Here is an 18,607-nt window from a genome sequence, read left to right as displayed (position 1 = left end):
CTATGAAGTAACGGGCAAAAAGTATTGGGAGTAAGTTTCTTGTTCATCCCTCTTATGGAGTATGAACACGGGTAAAACAAAAAAGAAAAGGAGGTCACACTGAAAATGAAAGGGGATAAGGCATGGGATTATTGAATCAAAATCAAGAGACTATATTTTTATTATTTAATTTATAAATTAAAAGTTTTTTTTATTATGAACAAAAAGTATTTAAGTGCAGTCCTGTTTGGAGCATTATTGGCGTCTACTACGGGAACATTTACATCTTGTAAAGACTATGATGATGACATCAATGGTCTTAGCGAACGTGTAGATGCAGTCGAAAAAACATTGGCTGATCTGAATGCTAAATTCGGATCGTTGGCCTATGTGAAATCTGTATCTTTTGCGGATGGAAAATTAGTAGTAACGGACCAGGCAGGAAATCCTACTACTTATAATATTCCTAATACGGATACTAATACTACGTATACTCTAGATGTAGCTAGCAGTAGAGAAGGAAATGTGACTACTGTGACTGTTACTCTGACAGGATCTGATGGCTCAAATATCGTTAAAACATTTACTATCACTGATAACGATACAGTAACTGAGGATACAAAATTGGATCCTACCAAGTTCTGGATGGACTCAGAAGGTGTGATGTGGTATGGTACAAAGGATGATAAAGAAAACTCTACTAAAACAGGGGTAGCTGTTCCAAAACAACCGCAACATGATAAAACATCTGTAAGCCTTGTTCAGTATAAAGATGAGACTGGTGTTGTCGTAGGATGGGAAATCCTGGTAGATGATGAACCTCTCTCAACTAAGTTGCTTATTCAGGATGTACTGCCAATTACAAGCTTTGAATATATCCCAACGAAGGTTTTGGCCGGATGGGGTGAAAGAGTAATTGTTTTTGATGAAAACTCATACATGAAGAAAACGATTACTGCTGACAAAGTTGTAACTTCTACAACCGCTTTATATATGTCAAATGTAGCTACTGCTCAATATCAGGTTAATCCGTCAAGTGCTTCGCTTGCTCAATTGAAAGAAAATGGTAAAGCTGAGATTTTGAGAGAGACTGTAGAGCAGGTAACAAGAACTCCAGGAAAGTTTATTGAATGGAAGAAAACTACAATCGACAATGGTATAATGACTGTGTCTCTGGAAGCTGACCCAGCTTTATTTGAAGATGAAGCAGATAAATTGGATATGATTGCTCTCCAGTTTGAAACCACTGCAAAAAACAAAGTTACTACTGAATATGTAGGTGTTATCAACAAGGCTGCTCAGATTGATGTTGTCTTGACTGATAAAAAAGTAACAGCTACTGCTCCAGGAACTGATGTTGATCACTTTGCTATTACCAAGGCTGCTGCTGAAGCTCAGGTGGCTAAGATTGATGAAAAGAATATGCCGAAGGCAGGAAATGCTGCTTTGGTTCAGAATGTTACTTATTCTGATGCCGTTGCCGGTATTGACTTGACTACACTTGTTTCTGCATGTGATATTAAGGCTGCTGGTGGTCATAAATTCTTTGACTATACTAAATACTCTGACCTCACATTGTCTTTCGAAGCTGTTTCTTATAAAGTTGAGGATACTCCGCAAGATCGTTATATGACTTTAGATGGTTCTACATTTAAGGCTGTAAACTACGGTAATGAGAACCAAAGCTGTATCGGTAAAGCTCCGATGGTATTGGCTAAATTGACAGACTCACATAATGGAAATGCAATCGTTGCTGCTGCCTATATCAAATTATTGATTGTGGGTGACGCTGCTGCTGAACCGGAAGCAAATATCACTATCACTGAAGAAGCTACTATCGGTCTGGATTGCAACACTGATCCTTACACTTGGAGCACTAATGATGAGTTTATGAGTACTCAGGTATATACATTCAGTACAAATGAAAAATTGACAGCATTGAGTAAAGAACAGTTCCATAAGCTCTATACATTTGCTGCTGCTCCTGTTGCTGGATTTACTAACGTAGGTGACTGGACAGTAACAGAACTGCTGACTAGTGGTGATAATAAGGCTAACCGTGGAGCTGAATTCAAATTGACAACTACACCGTTGAAAGCTCAAGCTTACGTAGCTTATGCTGTATACGAGAAATCAACAGATGCTGATGTTATCGTTTCTATTGAAAATGGTGGAATGTATCCTAAATACGTTGCTATCAAGCATGTCGTAACAGTAGATGATATCAACTTCACTGCAACTGCTAAAGAGAAAGCGCCAAATGCTTGGAATGGTAATACTGCTTCTATCTATTGCCAGACTCCTGGTGCTACTAACACAACGCAGATTATCGGTGATTTGAATGAACTCTTCGTAGGCGGTAAAGTTCAGTTCGATTATTCCAGCTCATTTGATGCTGAGAAGTTCCCGAGCTTCGTAGCTGATAATATGGAGTATACATTCGTGTTCTCTGAAAAGAACTTGAAAGCTGAACGTGGTTTGGTAACAGGTGTTGATGGTACACAATATCAATTGGCGTTGAACGCTGACAAGACTGAATTACATGCTGTTGGTAAAGACTTGACCGGTGCTGCTGTTGCTGCTGCAATAAATGCAGGTAATTTGGTAGCAAGCTTGTCTGATGCTAATAATAATGATGTTACATTTGCAAATACTGCTGTTGCTAAGAATCTGTTGAATAAAGAAGCCCGCGGTGCTGATAGCTTCTATGCAGTTATGGACATCGTTTATGAAAATGGTTGTGACATGACAGTACCAGTTACTAACGGTGAATTCAATCTTGCCTTTATCCGTCCGGTTAATGTATCTTCTGATGCAAGCAAGTTCTTTACTGACGGTTTGAACGAAGGTGATCCTGCTAATACCTTGAAGTTGGGTGAACTTGTTGCCTTTACAGACTGGAGAAAAGATTCTCCGCTGAATAGCTTCGCCGCTAATTTGGATTACTATAGATATTATGGTGTAACTAAGATTGAATGTAAGGGTAACATAGCAGATGTAGTTGAAACAGACTGGACTGGAACAAGAAAAACACTGAAGGAAGCATTTGGTGCTGAATTGGCTAGTCAGATTATAACAATCACTTCTAAGGATGTTGCTTATACTGCTGAGGTAACTGCTGTTCCTGACTTTGGTACTGCATCTTATATCAAGAGTAGTAGAGTTGAGATTAAAGACTACAAGCTTTATATTCCTTTGACTATTACCTACAAATGGGGTACTATCGAGGAAACAATTGAAGTACAGGTTAAGGCTACAAAATAATTTGGACTAAGAAGTAATGAGGTTGTGATTTATGCACAACCTCTTACTCTCTTTTTTTAATGCAGCTAAATACTGTATAGAAAGAGGTTGCATTCTCATTATTGTGAGAAAATATAAGTGTGGAAAAGGAGAGTGTGACAAGAAGGACACGCTCTCCTTTTTTCATAATAGTTAATATACAATTTAAATATAACGAACGAGATGAAACTAAAAAGAAATTTGGTTCTGGCTGTTCTGTGTTTGAGTACGGTGGCTACTTTTGGACAAAGCGAATCTCAATTTTCACGTATAAAGGAACCCGAAAAGATTACTTTCAAACCTCATTGGTTCATTCAAGCGCAAATAGGGGCAGCTCATACCGTAGGTGAAGCAAAATTCACTGACCTTATTTCTCCGGCAGCTGCTCTTAATATCGGTTATAAGTTCGCTCCCGCATTCGGCGCACGTGTTGGTGTAAGTGGCTGGCAGGCAAAGGGTGGATGGGTGAATCCGCAACAAACCTACCAATATAAATATCTGCAAGGGAATGTAGACATCATGGCCGATCTCAGTACTTTGTTCTGTGGTTTCAATCCGAAGCGTGTCTTCAACGGCTATCTTTTTGCCGGAGCAGGGTTGAACCGTGGTTTTGACAACGATGAAGCAAATGCGCTCGATACCCGTACTTATGAGATGGAATATCTCTGGCAGGAAGGTAAGTTCCTCGTTGCCGGACGTTTCGGCCTTGGTTGCGACCTTCGTTTGAATGATCGTCTGTCTATCAATATCGAAGCGAATGCCAATGCCTTGTCTGATAAGTTCAACTCAAAGAAGGCCGGTAACTGTGACTGGCAACTGAATGCCCTTGTCGGTGTAAGTATCAAACTGGGTAAAAGCTACACTAAAACCGCTCCGGTCTATTACGAACCGGAACCGGTAGTGACGGAACAACACAAACCGGCTCCTGTAGTAGAACAACCGCAACCCAAAAAGGAAGTGGTGATTGAACCGATGAAGCAGAATATTTTCTTTGCCATAAACTCCGCAAAGATTCAGGACGATCAGCAAGCCAAGATTGCTTCTCTGGTAGAATATTTAGAGAAGAATGCTACTGCTAAAGTGAGCGTGACGGGATATGCAGACAAAGGAACAGGTAATGCCAGAATCAACAGCAAATTATCGGAAAAACGTGCGAATAATGTAGTGGAAGCTTTGAAAGCAAAAGGTATTGCTGCCGATAGAATTATAGTTGCTTATAAAGGTGATACTGTTCAGCCGTATAATACTCCTGAAGAAAATCGGGTAAGTATCTGTATTGCTGAGTAAATATGGCACACAAAAGATATTAAGAATATAAAATTTCCCTATTTCTCATGAGAGAGTTTTCCCCACTTCTTTATATATATCATTTATATTAAGGTGTTCTCTCAGAGAATCTTAAGAGGTCCGTACTTGTGAAAGTCCGTACTTCTGCAATAATAACCCTTTCTTCACTTAAATGTGAAGATTACATTGGGGAATAGTTGGAAAGGTGGTGCTTGCGAAAGTACTCCTTTCTCTTACCTATTTCCTGTTGGAGGATGTCTCCCTTTTTCCCACGGACATCCTCTTTTATACAAAAAGGCGACTCATACTGAATGGGCCGCCTTTTCTGTTATTTGATCTCGATTTCCTCCTTCATATCGATTTCCTCTCCATGTGTATCGTAGAACACATATTGTAGGAAAGCGAGTTTCTGACTTGGAATGATCTTGATACCGAATCCGTATTTCATCTGCCACTTCCGTCTGAGGGAAACGAGTCCCTGATTGATGAAGGCGGCGACATACGGATGGACGTGTAACGAGAATTTCTTTACCTTCAGTTTGTTGACCAGATAATCAATTTTACTCTCTAAAGTGTCCGTAAAGAGAATGGACGATTTGATAGTACCTTTTCCGAAGCAGGTAGGGCAGATTTCGGTCGTGTTGACGTCCATTGCCGGACGCACGCGTTGGCGTGTAATCTGCATCAGCCCGAATTTGCTGAGCGGCAGAATATTATGCCGTGCCCTGTCTTTCTGCATGTTGGCACACATTCGTTCATAAAGCTTCTGACGGTTTTCGGCTTCATTCATATCGATGAAGTCCACGACGATGATACCACCCATATCTCTTAATCGCAGTTGGCGAGCCAGTTCGTCGGCGGCTCCCAGATTTACTTCGAGTGCGTTACCTTCCTGCCCGTTGGCATTCTTGGTGCGGTTACCGCTGTTCACGTCTACTACGTGAAGCGCCTCAGTGTGCTCAATAATCAGATAGGCACCACTCTTGTAAGAGACTGTTTTACCAAACGATGATTTAATCTGCTTGGTGATACCGAAATTGTCGTAAATGGGGAGCTGGCCTTTGTACAGTTTCACGATGTTTGCCCGGTCGGGTGCGATCAGTGTCACGTAGTCTTTGATTTCATTGTACACAGCCTCGTCGTTGACGTGAATATTCTCAAAAGAAGGGTTGAAGAGGTCGCGCAACAAACCTACGGCGCGGCTGGTCTCTTCATAAATCAACGTCGGATACTTGGTGGCTTTCTGTACTTTCGCCATTGCATCTTCCCAATGCTTGATCAGGACTTTAAGCTCTCCGTCGAGTTCGGCCACGCGTTTGCCTTCGGCCACTGTGCGAACAATCACACCAAAGTTTTTCGGTTTGATGCTCATCAACAGTTGTTTCAGGCGGGCACGTTCTTCGCTCGATTTAATCTTTTGCGAAACGGAAACCTTATCATTAAAAGGGATCAGTACCAGATAGCGTCCGGCAAACGAAATTTCGGACGTCAGTCGCGGTCCCTTGGTAGAGATAGGCTCCTTAACGATTTGCACCACCACTTCTTGTCCGACCTTTAATGTATTGGCCACTGTGCCATCCTTGTCCAGGTCAGGAAGTAGGGTTGCTTTGCTGATGGAGTTCAGCTTCTTTTTGTCGCTTAAAGTCTGCTTTACAAACTTTTCGAGTGAGTTAAATTGAGGACCCAGGTCAAGATAATGAAGAAAAGCGTCTTTCTCGTAACCGACGTCTACAAAGCATGCATTCAGTCCGGGCATCAATTTCTTGATACGTCCCAAATACATATTGCCCACTGAGAAAGAAATGTTTCTTCCTTCGCTTTGAAGTTCCACCAGACTCTTGTCTTCGAGAAGGGCGATGGAGACCTCTTTGGGCTGTACGTCTATTACAATTTCACTTGTCACTGTTTTGCTTTCTTATTATTGATTGAATCTCATTTATATGAACAACTTTTTTGACAAAATGTTCATTTAGGGTTAGCTACTTAAACAAAGAACAAACTTGAAAGACATGTAGCTTCGCAAGTTTGTTCTTTATTCTGTTTGATCAGACTTAAAAATTATTTTTTGCTTTTATGTCTGTTCTTTCTTAGTCTTTTTTTACGCTTGTGCGTAGACATTTTATGTCTTTTTTTCTTTTTTCCGCTTGGCATAGCTTCACATTTTATGGGTTAATACTCTTGTTTATTATTTCTTTACTGAAATTGTAAATGTCTTAGCCGGTTTGAAGGCCGGAATGTTGTGCTCTGGAATGATGATAGTAGTATTCTTAGAAATATTACGAGCTGTCTTTTGAGCTCTTTTCTTAACTACGAAGCTACCAAACCCGCGAAGGTATACATTCTCATCGTTAGACAATGAATCTTTAACAGCTTCCATAAATGCTTCAACTGTTGTAAGAACTGTTGTCTTATCAATACCGGTTTTCTTTGTAATCTCGTTTACAATATCTGCTTTAGTCATTTTTCCTTAAAAAAAATATTATTACTAGGTTCTTGCTAATTTTTTGGACTGCAAATATATAGCTTTTTGGTCTCCTAAAAAAATATATTCTGCACATTTTTCTAAAAAAGTGGAGGCATTAAGTTTTCTTAGAGACAAAAGAGTTACTTTTGTACTGCTTTTGGATAGTATATACGAGATAAATGTTAGATGATAGATCGAAATCAGGAATGAATATTTTTAGTGAGGCTATAGTTGAATGGTATAAAGAATACAAGCGTGATTTGCCTTGGAGAGAATCGTCAGACCCGTATCGGATCTGGATATCGGAGATTATTCTCCAGCAGACACGGGTGGCGCAGGGATATGATTACTTTCTCCGGTTTATCAAACGTTTTCCTGATGTGAAGGCATTGGCGGACGCTGACGAGGATGAGGTGATGAAATACTGGCAGGGACTGGGATATTATTCCCGTGCCCGTAACCTCCATGCCGCAGCTAAAAGTATGAATGGAGTTTTTCCGAAAACATATCCTGAAGTGCTGGCATTGAAAGGAGTAGGGGAGTATACGGCGGCAGCTATCTGTTCTTTTGCCTACGGTATGCCTTATGCGGTGGTAGACGGAAATGTGTATCGGGTACTTTCCCGTTATTTCGGCATTGATACTCCGATTGACTCGACGGAAGGAAAGAAACTGTTTGCTGCTCTGGCGGATGAAATGTTGGATAAGAAACAGCCGGCTCTTTATAATCAGGGTATTATGGACTTCGGAGCGATACAGTGTACTCCACAGTCACCCGATTGTTTGTTTTGCCCGTTGGCGGATAGTTGTTCGGCACTTTCAACAGGAAGGGTGGCTCAGCTTCCGGTGAAACAACACAAGACAAAGACAACGAACCGTTACTTTAATTATATCTATGTACGTGCGGGCGCGCATACCTATATAAATAAGCGGACGGCAAACGATATATGGAAGAACTTGTTTGAACTGCCACTGATAGAAACTCCGGTTGCTTTGTCCGAAGAGGAGTTCCTTACATTGCCGGAATTCAGGTCATTAATAGCATCGGGTGAGAATCCGGTGATACGCTTAGTCTGCCGGGATGTGAAACACCTGTTGTCACATCGGGTCATCTATGCCAACCTGTATGAAGTGGCTTTGCCCGAAGACACGAAGTCCTTCGCTAACTTTCAGAGAATACGATTGGAAGAATTGGACAAGTATGCGATTTCCAAGTTGGTGCAGATCTTAATTCAGGTAATAGGTAAAAAGTAGGTAATAAGTAATAGGTAATAGGTATTAACCATTCGGTTTATAGCGCAGCTTATTACCTATTACCTATTACTTATTACCTACTTTTTACTTATTACTTAAAATACTTGCATACTATTGTTATTCTGTTTAATTTTGGCAGCAGATTTAAATAATAGAATCATAAACTTGATATATGTATGTCAGTAAATAAAGTGATATTGATAGGAAACGTAGGACAAGATCCTAGGGTGAAATATTTCGATACAGGTTCGGCAGTGGCAACTTTTCCTTTGGCTACTACTGATCGTGGCTATACATTGGCCAATGGAACCCAGATTCCCGAAAGAACGGAATGGCATAATATTGTTGCATCCAACCGTTTGGCTGAGATTGTGGACAAATATGTACACAAAGGTGACAAACTGTATCTGGAAGGGAAAATAAGAACCCGTTCATATAGTGATCAGTCGGGCGCTATGCGTTATATCACTGAGATTTTTGTGGACAATATGGAAATGTTGTCTCCGAAAGGGGCTAATACAGGTGCGGGAGCTCCTCAACCGTCTGCAACACAGGCTCAGCAGCCACAGCAGATGCAACAGCCGCAGCAACAGGCTCAGCCGTCACAGGCACAGCCGATACAAGATAATCCGGCAGATGACTTGCCGTTTTAGATACTGTGATAATGTGTCAATAGGCTGATAACTGATTGGCACATTATCTTTTGTTTAACTAAAATACATATTCTTTGGACTCAGATGGTTATTTAAGCCAATTGGCTGAAATTTTCAACGGTATTACCGTAAATACTCCTTCAATCTCTGCTATTATCGCCATAGTACTGGCAGGTGTGCTCCTGCTTGCTTCCGGCTTTGCTTCGGCTTCTGAAATAGCTTTTTTCTCACTCTCTCCTACGGACCTGAATGATATTGACGAACACAATCATCCTGCTGACGAAAAGATCAGCGCACTCCTTGGAGATTCCGAACGGCTTCTGGCTACGATACTGATCACTAACAATTTTGTGAATGTGACCATTATCATGCTCTGCAACTTCTTCTTCATGAATGTATTCGTGTTTCATTCTCCCTTGGCAGAGTTCATTATACTGACTGTAATCCTGACTTTCCTGTTATTGTTGTTCGGAGAGATCATGCCGAAGATTTATTCAGCACAAAAGACATTGGCGTTTTGCCGTTTCTCCGCTCCGGGCATCTATTTTCTGGAAAAACTGTTTCATCCGGTTGCTTCTATGTTGGTGCGTTCTACCACTTTTCTGAATAAGCATTTTGCCAAGAAGAATCATAATATCTCTGTGGATGAACTTTCTCATGCACTGGAATTGACGGACAAAGCTGAAATTTCTGAAGAAAATAATATTTTGGAAGGAATTATCCGCTTCGGTGGTGAGACTGTGAAAGAAGTGATGACATCCCGCCTTGATATGGTCGATCTGGATGTCCGTACCCCTTTCAAAGAAGTAATGCAGTGTATCATTGAAAATGCTTATTCACGCATTCCCATTTATTCCGGTTCGCGGGATAATATCAAGGGGATACTATATATCAAGGACCTTCTTCCTCATGTCAATAAGGGAGATAATTTCCGTTGGCAGTCATTGATCCGTCCTGCTTATTTTGTGCCGGAGACAAAGATGATTGATGATCTGCTTCGTGATTTTCAAGCGAATAAGATACATATTGCCATTGTCGTGGATGAGTTTGGAGGTACTTCCGGACTGGTGACAATGGAGGATATTATCGAAGAAATCGTGGGTGAGATTCATGATGAATATGACGATGAAGAGCGCACGTATGTAGTACTGAACGATCATACATGGATATTTGAAGCAAAGACACAGTTGACTGACTTTTATAAGATTGCGAAAGTCGATGAAGATGAGTTTGAGAAGGTGGTAGGTGACGCTGATACGCTGGCGGGTATGTTGCTCGAAATAAAAGGTGAGTTTCCGGCATTGCATGAGAAGGTGACTTATCACAATTATGAGTTTGAGGTGCTGGAGATGGATAGCCGCCGTATTCTGAAGGTTAAGTTTACGATTCTTCCGAAGGAGACGGACGAGTCGGAGGGTAAGGAATGATGAGCAGATAAAGCCTGTTCGGGCGGAGAAACTATAATCGGAGAAGAAATTATAAACCAAAAACGATGGGATTATTTCTGCAACATAAGACGGTTGATATGCAGTGGGCTGTCTGGAAGATGGAGGAATCTTTGGATACACTGTTTACTCTTCTGCCCGATGCCCGAAGAGTTTCTTGTGAGCAGGAAATGCAGCGTTTTACTTCAGACAGAAGGAAACTGGAATGGTTGTCTGTTCGTGTGCTGTTATATTCCATGTTGCAGGAAGATAAAGAGATAGGATATTCATCGGAAGGAAAGCCGCATTTGACAGACAATTCTTCTTTTATCAGTATTTCGCATACAAAGGGGTATGTAGCTGTGATACTTAGTTTCGTAGCTCCTGTAGGCATTGATATTGAGCAATATGGACAGCGTGTGAAAAGAGTGTACGATCGTTTTATCCGTTTCGACGAGCGAGTAGAACCTTATCAGGGAGATGAGACTTGGAGTATGCTGTTGCATTGGTCGGCAAAGGAGACAATCTTCAAATCAATGGAAAATGCTGACGCTGATCTTCGGAAACTTTGTTTATCACATTTCATTCCTCAGAGCGAAGGAGTATTCCAGGTGCGGGAGTATGCAACGGAACGGCAGCAATTATTCACCGTCGGTTACCATATTTGTCCGGACTTTGTTTTGACGTGGACTGTCACTATTTGAAGCATCTTTGCATATTGATAAGCGGTGAATAATGAGTGGAATAGTCCACCATTATTCACCGCTTATCTTTGGTTACTTATCTTTCTTATTCAGTCTGTAGCTTAATGCTCCCGACGGACATTTACTGATCTGTGCAATTAGCTCTTCCGTTGTCGCATTCTCGATTTGTACCCACGGCCTCTCTTTCGGGTGGTAAACATTGGGTAACATCTTTACGCAGATTCCTGCATGCTGGCACATTTCCGGCTGCCATACAATGGTTAGTTCGCCATTGGTATATTCAACTTTTTTTCCCATATCTATACTTATTTAATATGAATGCCACGCATTACAATTCTCTTCCATTCCGGATGTTTATGAATGTATCCGGCTACAAACGGACAAAGTGGAACTAAGCGTAAACCTTGTCGTTCGATATCCGCCAATACCTTTTCTGCAAGCTGTGAACCGACTCCTCTTCCTCCAAGGGAAGCGGGGACTTCGGTATGTACAAGGTAGATTTCTCCATTGTTTGATTTGATATAGTCTATCTCGGCTATCTTGTCATCGATCTGAAATTCATACCGATGTTTCTCCTCATTATCGATTAATTTATAATCTTCTGCCATAATTTTACGTATTAAGTTTGATTATAATATAAACACTTGAGGATTGATTTTGTTTATAAAGAATTTTCCGCTTGCTTACAAGGTCATTGCCATCCGTCTTGTTATCTGCCTGTTATACGGACAACCGTTCTAACTGAACGGTGAAATGCCGCATCAAGGGGGCTTCCCAAGCGATGCGCACACCACGGGTGATCGTTTCTCTCCGTTCGAATACGTTTCTGAGGGCGGCAGCTATTACGTTCATGTGATTGTCCGTATATACCCTGCGAGGGATGGCAAGGCGAAGTAAATCAAGGCCGTTAAAGCGATTTTCGTGAGTGATAGGGTCACGGTCGGCAAGGATGTAACCAATCTCGCAGCCGCGTATGCCTGCCTCCAGATAAAGCTCGACGGTTAATGTCTGTGCGGGAAATTCTTCTTTCGGGACATGTGTCAGCACTTTGGAAGCGTCGACGAAAATAGCATGGCCGCCGGCAGGTCGTTGATAGGGGATTTTGTATTCGTCCAGTTTCTGGGCGAGGTATTCTACCTGTTTGATGCGTGTTTCCAGGTTATCAAATTCTGTGTTTTCGTCAAGACCGATAGCGAGGGCGTTCATGTCCCGTCCGTTCATGCCGCCGTAGGTTAAGTATCCTTCGTATTGCACGCAGAAGCCTTTGGCACCTTCATACCATTCTTTGCGTCGGGTGGCAATGAAACCGCCCATGTTGACTATGCCGTCTTTCTTGGCACTCATTGTCATACCGTCGGCGAGATCGAACATTTCACGGGTGATTTCTTTGATTGATTTGTCTTGATAACCTTCTTCACGCATCTTGATGAAGTAGGCATTCTCAGCAAAGCGGGCGGAGTCGAAAAGTACAGGTTTGTTGTATTTATCGGCGATGGCACGTACTTCACGCAGGTTTTGCATGGATACAGGTTGACCTCCTGCGGTATTGTTGGTAATGGTAACAATGATAAAAGGAATGCGGTCGGCATATTCGCTTAATGCTTTCTCTAATTTGGCAGGGTCTACATTTCCTTTGAAGGGAATTTCCAGTTGTGTATTCTTTGCTTCGTCAATCGTACAGTCCAGTGCGATGGCGTGCCGTCCTTCGATGTGTCCTTTGGTGGTGTCGAAATGCGAGTTGCCGGGCACTATATTGCCTTCATGTACCAGATAAGAGAAAAGAACATTTTCTGCCGCCCGTCCCTGATGGGTAGGAATGATGTATTCGAATCCTGTTATTCTCGTAATGGTATCTTTTAGTTTGAAGAAGGAGGTGGCACCGGCATAACTTTCATCACCCAGCATCATGCCTGCCCATTGGCGGTCGCTCATGGCTCCTGTTCCGGAGTCGGTGATAAGATCGATGTAAACTTGCTCTGATTTGAGTTGAAAGACGTTATAATGTGCTTCTTTAATCCATTGCTCGCGTTCTTCGCGGGTACTTTTTCTGATGGGTTCTACCATCTTGATTTTCCATGATTCAGCAAAAGGTAATTCCATTGTCCTCGATTTTAGATTTTTATCCGACTAAAATACTGAATATGTATGAGATAGACAAGCTTTTGATGACTTTTTGTAAAGACGGGGATGCGTAATTGTTTTTAAAGGGACATGGAAAGAGTAGATGGGACGGAGAGAAAATCTAGAAGGGAATGTGTAGAATCTAAGAGATGAGGTTTAAAAGTCAAGTTTGCTATCATTTAGTACTGTTATCCAAAGTGGAGTGATATGCTTATTAGAGTTTCTATGCACCTTCTTTCAAGCCATGCGGTTGATTGAGTGGACTTATGCGGTCGATCGTTTGTAATCGAGAGGTTGATTGAGGATAAACCAACGGTCTGTTTGGTGCAATTGAACGGTCTGTTTGGCTCAAACGGAGGGTCTGTTTGTGGTAATTAGAGCCTCTGTTTGAGTCAAACAATAAATACCTGATTTTTATTTTTCGATGAGAGTAAGGTCATCAATACAGAAATATTTACCAGTATTCATTCCAAACTCGCCCGAGTCTGAAGAACTAGGAATAAGTGTGATTTTAGAAGCATCTTTGAGAGGGGTTAAATCAAACCATATCCATGTATTTACTGGTTTATCAGTATCAGTTTTGTAATCGGCAAGTTTGATTTTTGTTTCAGCAATTTTTTTCCCTTTATTGTCGTAGCCTGTCGCAGTAACCTCATACCAATCTCCTTTTTTGAAAGGTCTTGCGTAATTGTCACCTTCCGTCATACCGATGTAGGCATTTTTACTAGTGGTTATCCATAGACCTTTAATGGAATATTGAGAGTCTATAATTGTCATAGAGGCTGTGGTATTTTCATCACTGTAGACACCTAAATATACTTTCCCGGTTTTTATATTTCCACAGTTGGGTTGACAATTTTGGAAATGGCTAGTTTTGTTGGTGTAAGTGAAGCCTGCGAAGCTATACCCTTGTCCCCAGTCCGAGTAATAATGATCGAAGGTTACATAACTTTCAGGATCAGTGAATGTGTCTTTAAAATAGTATCCTGAAACTTCGGTACTAGTTGAAGTAAATTCACTCTCCGATTCCGTTAATTGGTTTTCGAAGCTGACAACCACTTCTTTTTTCTCATTCTCTCCTCCTTTATTATCATCACCACCTTTTACTTCATCATTCTCATCGCTACATCCACAAAAAGCGAATACTGACACCAGTAAGAATAAAGATAACTTTTTCATTTTTGCTTTCATTTAAATTATTAATTGTTTTATTGATTAGTTCTCGAAATGTAAATCCTCTACTGTCATTACTTCCGTAGAAATTTCTCCCATCCAACCTACATTTTGATTGACAGCTGTATATATTTTCACAAAATCAATTTTGTCCAGAGTTACGGGCTTTCCGCTTTGATCAACAGCCCAGTCTATTTTGAACTGGCTGAACTCCGATCTATTGGGATGATTATCTGCATACCCCCAAGGATAACAGTACCCTACCCAGGTACCTCCTTCATTTATTGCATTGTCTTTCAAGCGTGTTCCGCGGAAAGTAATTTCATCTTCTTCTATCCAATTGGGATAGTAGGAATCCTGTTGATGGTAACTGTTGCGATAGACGAATCCTTCTCCTCCTTGATTGTCTGTCCAGCGAACATCACCATTGGCAGGTTGAGGACGATAATAGGTTATTTCATAATTACGGGTTTCCGTATCTTTCCCATATTCGCTTCCTGCCAGTTCATACCATTCATCGTCCGGTAATCCATTGCCATTTTCATCTTTGGATACTAAGACAATGCCCGGTTCGGCACTTCCTCCCAAAGCTCCCGTACCGGTATTCTGATTGTACGAGGCATTGCCTAAAATTCTGAAGTCATATTCGCCTTTACTATTATGGATTGACTGATGGAAGCCGACCGTAATCGTTCCCCCGAATCCACCTAAAGAAATAACAGACTTCTTCTTTAATTTCTCTGTTGCACGTTCCAAAACCTGTTCGGCAGAGAAACCGTCTTCGTAAGCGGAGGTCGTTGTATTAATGAACTGTCCGGGGCAGGGATGTATTCGAATACTTTGTTGGCAAAGGCGGTAGGCGCATTCGGATCTTCCGGTGTATCGCCTGCCTCGTTTTGTGAAGCCTTGTCGCTAAATACTACTGTATTAGGATTTAAGCCGATATCATTCAGCCGATATTGAAGTTGCCCTTGTTGGTTGAAGCAAAGGACATCTCCTTTGACTGTATAATTGTAAGCTTCCGTGATATATATATTCCCGCTGAAAGGATTCAGTTGAATGCTGAAAGGCGTTTGTATAGCCGTTCCGTCTGTGATAAAGTTATCCCGTATGACGGTTCCTGCATTCAGGTCAAATACTTTGATGGCGGAATCTTTAGTCTGATAGTCGTAAGTATATAGATAAGCGATGGGTCCGTCGATGGCAAAACTCAGTACTTTTTCATCATACGTAGTGGTGACCGCATCCGTCCGGCTGTCGATTTTGACCAGATGATAGTCTCCAGCTTCAATGTCAGTTCCCCGTGTGACTACATACACGGCTTCTTCCAGCCCCGGAAGTATTTTTCCCGGATTCGGTCCGACTTCTATTTTCTTTGTCTCCTTGAAAGTCGTTATGTCAATCACTGATACGGTAGTGTCTACGCCCGGCCCCGAATAATCCAGTCCGCCGGAATTGGATACATACAATTTCCCGTTTTGTACGCAGATATCCTCCGCATTTCTTCCGACTGTGACAATCTCTTCGATCTCCAGAGAAGTGGTGTCAATCCTTGCGACTGTACCGTCATAGGAACATACATATGCCTTATCCTTATCAAACGCTATCGCACGGGGCTGACGTGAACTGCCATTGTCGCGCAATAGACTGATCTGCCGGATGGATTTGCCCGTGGGGAAGTCAATCACCTCTACAGTGCTCGACACATTGACCACCACATAAATCTTATTTCCATAGATCGCTATGTCATTGGCTGTATCTCCCAGTCCCCGCTGATTGTTTGCACTAAAGTAGTTGTTCGTACATCTTTGCCGATTGAAAGAATAACGAGCGAGCGAACTATTATTTTGATTGAACAGTCCTTCGCTTAATATGTACATCTCCGCTGTTCCGGTTTCGAATACATCCCCATTGCTTTCGGGTACAATACTTGGCTTATCTTCCAGATCATCGCAAGCAATGAAGAAGAGTGGGAAAAGAAAAAAACACTTCCCCAACCGTAGCAACATATTATATAAAAGACCTTTCTGCATACCTAATACTTATTACTTAATACCTATTACCTAATACCTGACTCCTATCGTCACTCTTACCGATCTTCCCGGCATGGGGAAATTCTTAACGATCTCATAATTCCTGTTCATCAGATTCAGTACTTCCAGGTTGAGTGATGCTGTAACTTTCTGTATTTTGAAATCTCTGTAGGCAGAGATGCTGTGATCACTGTAACTGTCCAGGCGGTTGTCACTGATGTTTTGTCCTAACATATACCGTTTTCCGGAGAAAAGGAATGAATAGGAAAGATTGAGCCATGGAGTTTCTATTCCGGCTTGTCCCGAAGCGGAGACGCGCGGGGTATAGGCTATCTGATGCTTGTACACTTTACCTTCCGGTGAGTTGGGATTGGAGTTGGTAACGTCCAGTGCCCGTTGGTAAGTATAGTTTCCGGAAAGGTTGATCCGTAGTTTATCCAGAGGCTGGAGGCTGAGGCTGGCAGTTGCATCTATCCCCTTGATATCCACTTTGCCCAGATTGACCATACTCCAGATGAATAAATTCTTGGTGGGAGTGGCTACAATCTTGTCGGTCACTTTATTATGGTAGGCGTCTACGGTGGCCGACAGATAAGGTATGAAGTCGTTGATGGCTTTACTATAAGTAATACCTATATTATATTGAGTAGCACTTTCCGGCTTCAGATTGATGTTTCCGGCCTTGTCGTAATATAAATCATTGAAACTGGGCAGACGGAAGATATCTTTGTAGAAGAAACGGAACCGCAGTTCTTCATTATGAAACGGCTTGAGCGAGATGCTTACATTGGGAGACAGCTTCCGGTGGTTGCCGGCACTACCTCCGTTTTTAGCTTTCTCGTTGATGACCGTTGCCAGAGCAGAAGCGGACAGCGTCACCCAATCATTGACATATTTCCCGGCGAAGGCTGTCAGCCATGAATAGCGGGTGGGGGAGACGAAGTTCTGCAAATTGGCATTCATCGTATTGATGCTTCCGTCGGTGGACAAGGAGAAAGAAAGGTTGTTCCATATCCGGTATAGAGCGGAAGCGGACAGGTAATATTCTTGCTGGTAGTAGCTGTTGTCAGTTCCTCCGACGGAGGTAAGAGCATCTGGGTCCTGATAGTTCTGATAACTCCAGTTCCACTTGGCAGAGGTCTGGAATACCCATTTTCTGCTAAACTCTTTCTTGTACTGGCTTTGGATAAAGGTGTTCTTATCCCGCAGATTTTGTCGGGAGAAGTCATAATATAAGGTAGTGGCATTGGGCAACCCCCGTGAGGACTGGTAATAATAGGCTTTCAGTCTCCATTGCTCTTTGTCGGAGAGATTGGCGAAAGCGCTTATTTCAGCCCGAAGGTTTTCTACATCCGTATTCCGACGCTTCTCTTTACTGACCTGAACATCGGCATCATTCCCGTAACGCAGGGTAAATGGATAATGTCCGTTCGAAGACATCCATTCGCTGTTGGCGGTCATGCTCCATTTCTTGTTGAGTTGTTGTTCCAGAAAAAGGGAAGGGTTTACTAATCCCCATGAACCGGTCTTAAATTCGGCGGCTATATTAGTCGGCTTGTCTTCTTTGAAGTGCGGAGTCAGTGTCTGTATGTTCAGTATGCCGGCAGAAGCAAAAAAACGGGCAGGCTGGAAGATGTTGTCGCTTTGTCCGTTGTTGAGCGAAAGGCGGTCTACGTTGTTTAAGGAGAAACGTCCGATGTCTACTTGTCCGGTCTGGCAGTCGCTGACGGTGATGCCGTCGTAGGAAACAGCGGTGTGTTGTGCTCCGAGACTTCGGATGGAAACGGTTTTTAATCCTCCGATACCTCCATAGTCCTTCACGGTAACTCCAGCGAAATGTTTTACCGCATCCGATACCTGCAGGGCCTGCAGATTCTTTAATTCGTCCTTATTGAAAACCTGCAGAGGAGAGGCTGAACGGACTTCACGCGTCTGATAAGGGTCGGATACTATGATTTCGGGGATGGAGTAGATATGTGCTGTATCCACTTTTTGTTGTTGGGCAAAAAGGGATAAGGACAAAGCCTGACAGCAGAGTAGTACGCTCATCTTTTTAATAAAAGTATTCCTTCTCATTGTTTTCTTTCAGTCTGTTCATAATGTAAAAAAGATGTCCGGGCGAACTCACTTCGACCGGACATCATAATAAACTTGGCAGAGTTTATTAATTAGTACACACTTTCTCTGAATCAGAATGGTGAATGAAATGATGGACGGATTGTCCGGTTCATTAG

General features: G+C 42.1%; 13 protein-coding genes and 1 pseudogene. 6 read left to right on the top strand and 8 right to left on the bottom strand.

Going from position 1 to position 18,607, the window contains the following annotated elements:
- Positions 1–195: 195 nt before the first annotated feature.
- Complete coding sequence (locus tag ACHLI0_RS05575; RefSeq protein ID WP_490748621.1) at positions 196–3,243, top strand: hypothetical protein; 3,048 nt, start codon at positions 196–198, stop codon at positions 3,241–3,243.
- A 201-nt stretch (positions 3,244–3,444) separates the two neighbouring features.
- Entirely contained in the window at positions 3,445–4,548 is a 1,104-nt protein-coding gene (locus ACHLI0_RS05570) for an OmpA family protein (protein WP_490748620.1), read from the top strand.
- Positions 4,549–4,876: 328 nt separating this feature from the next.
- On the opposite strand, the gene ACHLI0_RS05565 is transcribed toward ACHLI0_RS05570, so the two are convergent.
- Entirely contained in the window at positions 4,877–6,451 is a 1,575-nt protein-coding gene (locus tag ACHLI0_RS05565) for an Rne/Rng family ribonuclease (protein WP_008762276.1), read from the bottom strand.
- 282 nt (positions 6,452–6,733) lie between these two features.
- The gene (locus ACHLI0_RS05560) at positions 6,734–7,009 is read right to left on the bottom strand and encodes an HU family DNA-binding protein (protein WP_008762277.1); all 276 of its coding nucleotides are present in this window, start codon (positions 7,007–7,009) and stop codon (positions 6,734–6,736) included.
- Positions 7,010–7,218: 209 nt separating this feature from the next.
- On the opposite strand from ACHLI0_RS05560, the gene mutY reads away from it, so the two are divergent.
- From mutY to ACHLI0_RS05540, 4 genes are all read left to right on the top strand, one after another.
- Positions 7,219–8,265, top strand: a complete 1,047-nt coding sequence (gene mutY, locus ACHLI0_RS05555) for an A/G-specific adenine glycosylase (protein ID WP_490748619.1) — start codon at positions 7,219–7,221, stop codon at positions 8,263–8,265.
- A 176-nt stretch (positions 8,266–8,441) separates the two neighbouring features.
- On the top strand, positions 8,442–8,918 hold the full coding sequence (locus ACHLI0_RS05550; RefSeq protein WP_008762279.1) for a single-stranded DNA-binding protein: 477 nt from the start codon (positions 8,442–8,444) through the stop codon (positions 8,916–8,918).
- A gap of 74 nt (positions 8,919–8,992) precedes the next feature.
- Entirely contained in the window at positions 8,993–10,345 is a 1,353-nt protein-coding gene (locus tag ACHLI0_RS05545; protein ID WP_490748618.1) for a gliding motility-associated protein GldE, read from the top strand.
- A gap of 65 nt (positions 10,346–10,410) precedes the next feature.
- Positions 10,411–11,046, top strand: a complete 636-nt coding sequence (locus ACHLI0_RS05540; RefSeq protein ID WP_490748617.1) for a 4'-phosphopantetheinyl transferase family protein — start codon at positions 10,411–10,413, stop codon at positions 11,044–11,046.
- A gap of 72 nt (positions 11,047–11,118) precedes the next feature.
- Here the strand turns inward: ACHLI0_RS05540 and ACHLI0_RS05535 are convergent, their stop codons facing one another.
- The 6 genes and pseudogenes from ACHLI0_RS05535 to ACHLI0_RS05510 form a co-directional block, all read right to left on the bottom strand.
- Positions 11,119–11,343 carry a (4Fe-4S)-binding protein gene (locus tag ACHLI0_RS05535; protein ID WP_008764804.1) on the bottom strand — a complete coding sequence of 75 codons (225 nt, stop codon included), beginning with the start codon at positions 11,341–11,343 and terminating at the stop codon, positions 11,119–11,121.
- A gap of 8 nt (positions 11,344–11,351) precedes the next feature.
- Positions 11,352–11,654 (bottom strand): GNAT family N-acetyltransferase, encoded by a 303-nt coding sequence (locus ACHLI0_RS05530; protein WP_061474042.1) that lies wholly within the window; start codon positions 11,652–11,654, stop codon positions 11,352–11,354.
- Between the two features lie 112 nt (positions 11,655–11,766).
- The gene (gene tnaA / locus ACHLI0_RS05525; protein WP_490748616.1) at positions 11,767–13,146 is read right to left on the bottom strand and encodes a tryptophanase TnaA; all 1,380 of its coding nucleotides are present in this window, start codon (positions 13,144–13,146) and stop codon (positions 11,767–11,769) included.
- A gap of 435 nt (positions 13,147–13,581) precedes the next feature.
- Positions 13,582–14,358 (bottom strand): DUF4465 domain-containing protein, encoded by a 777-nt coding sequence (locus tag ACHLI0_RS05520; RefSeq protein WP_490748615.1) that lies wholly within the window; start codon positions 14,356–14,358, stop codon positions 13,582–13,584.
- A 24-nt stretch (positions 14,359–14,382) separates the two neighbouring features.
- Positions 14,383–16,373: pseudogene (locus ACHLI0_RS05515) on the bottom strand (YncE family protein).
- Positions 16,374–16,403: 30 nt separating this feature from the next.
- Positions 16,404–18,449, bottom strand: a complete 2,046-nt coding sequence (locus tag ACHLI0_RS05510; RefSeq protein WP_490748614.1) for a TonB-dependent receptor plug domain-containing protein — start codon at positions 18,447–18,449, stop codon at positions 16,404–16,406.
- Between the last annotated feature and the right edge of the window lie 158 nt (positions 18,450–18,607).

The sequence above is a fragment of the Bacteroides sp. RCH18 genome (assembly GCF_058231005.1).
Note: the sequence above shows the minus strand (reverse complement) of the source record. Positions and strands in the feature narration are given on the sequence as shown.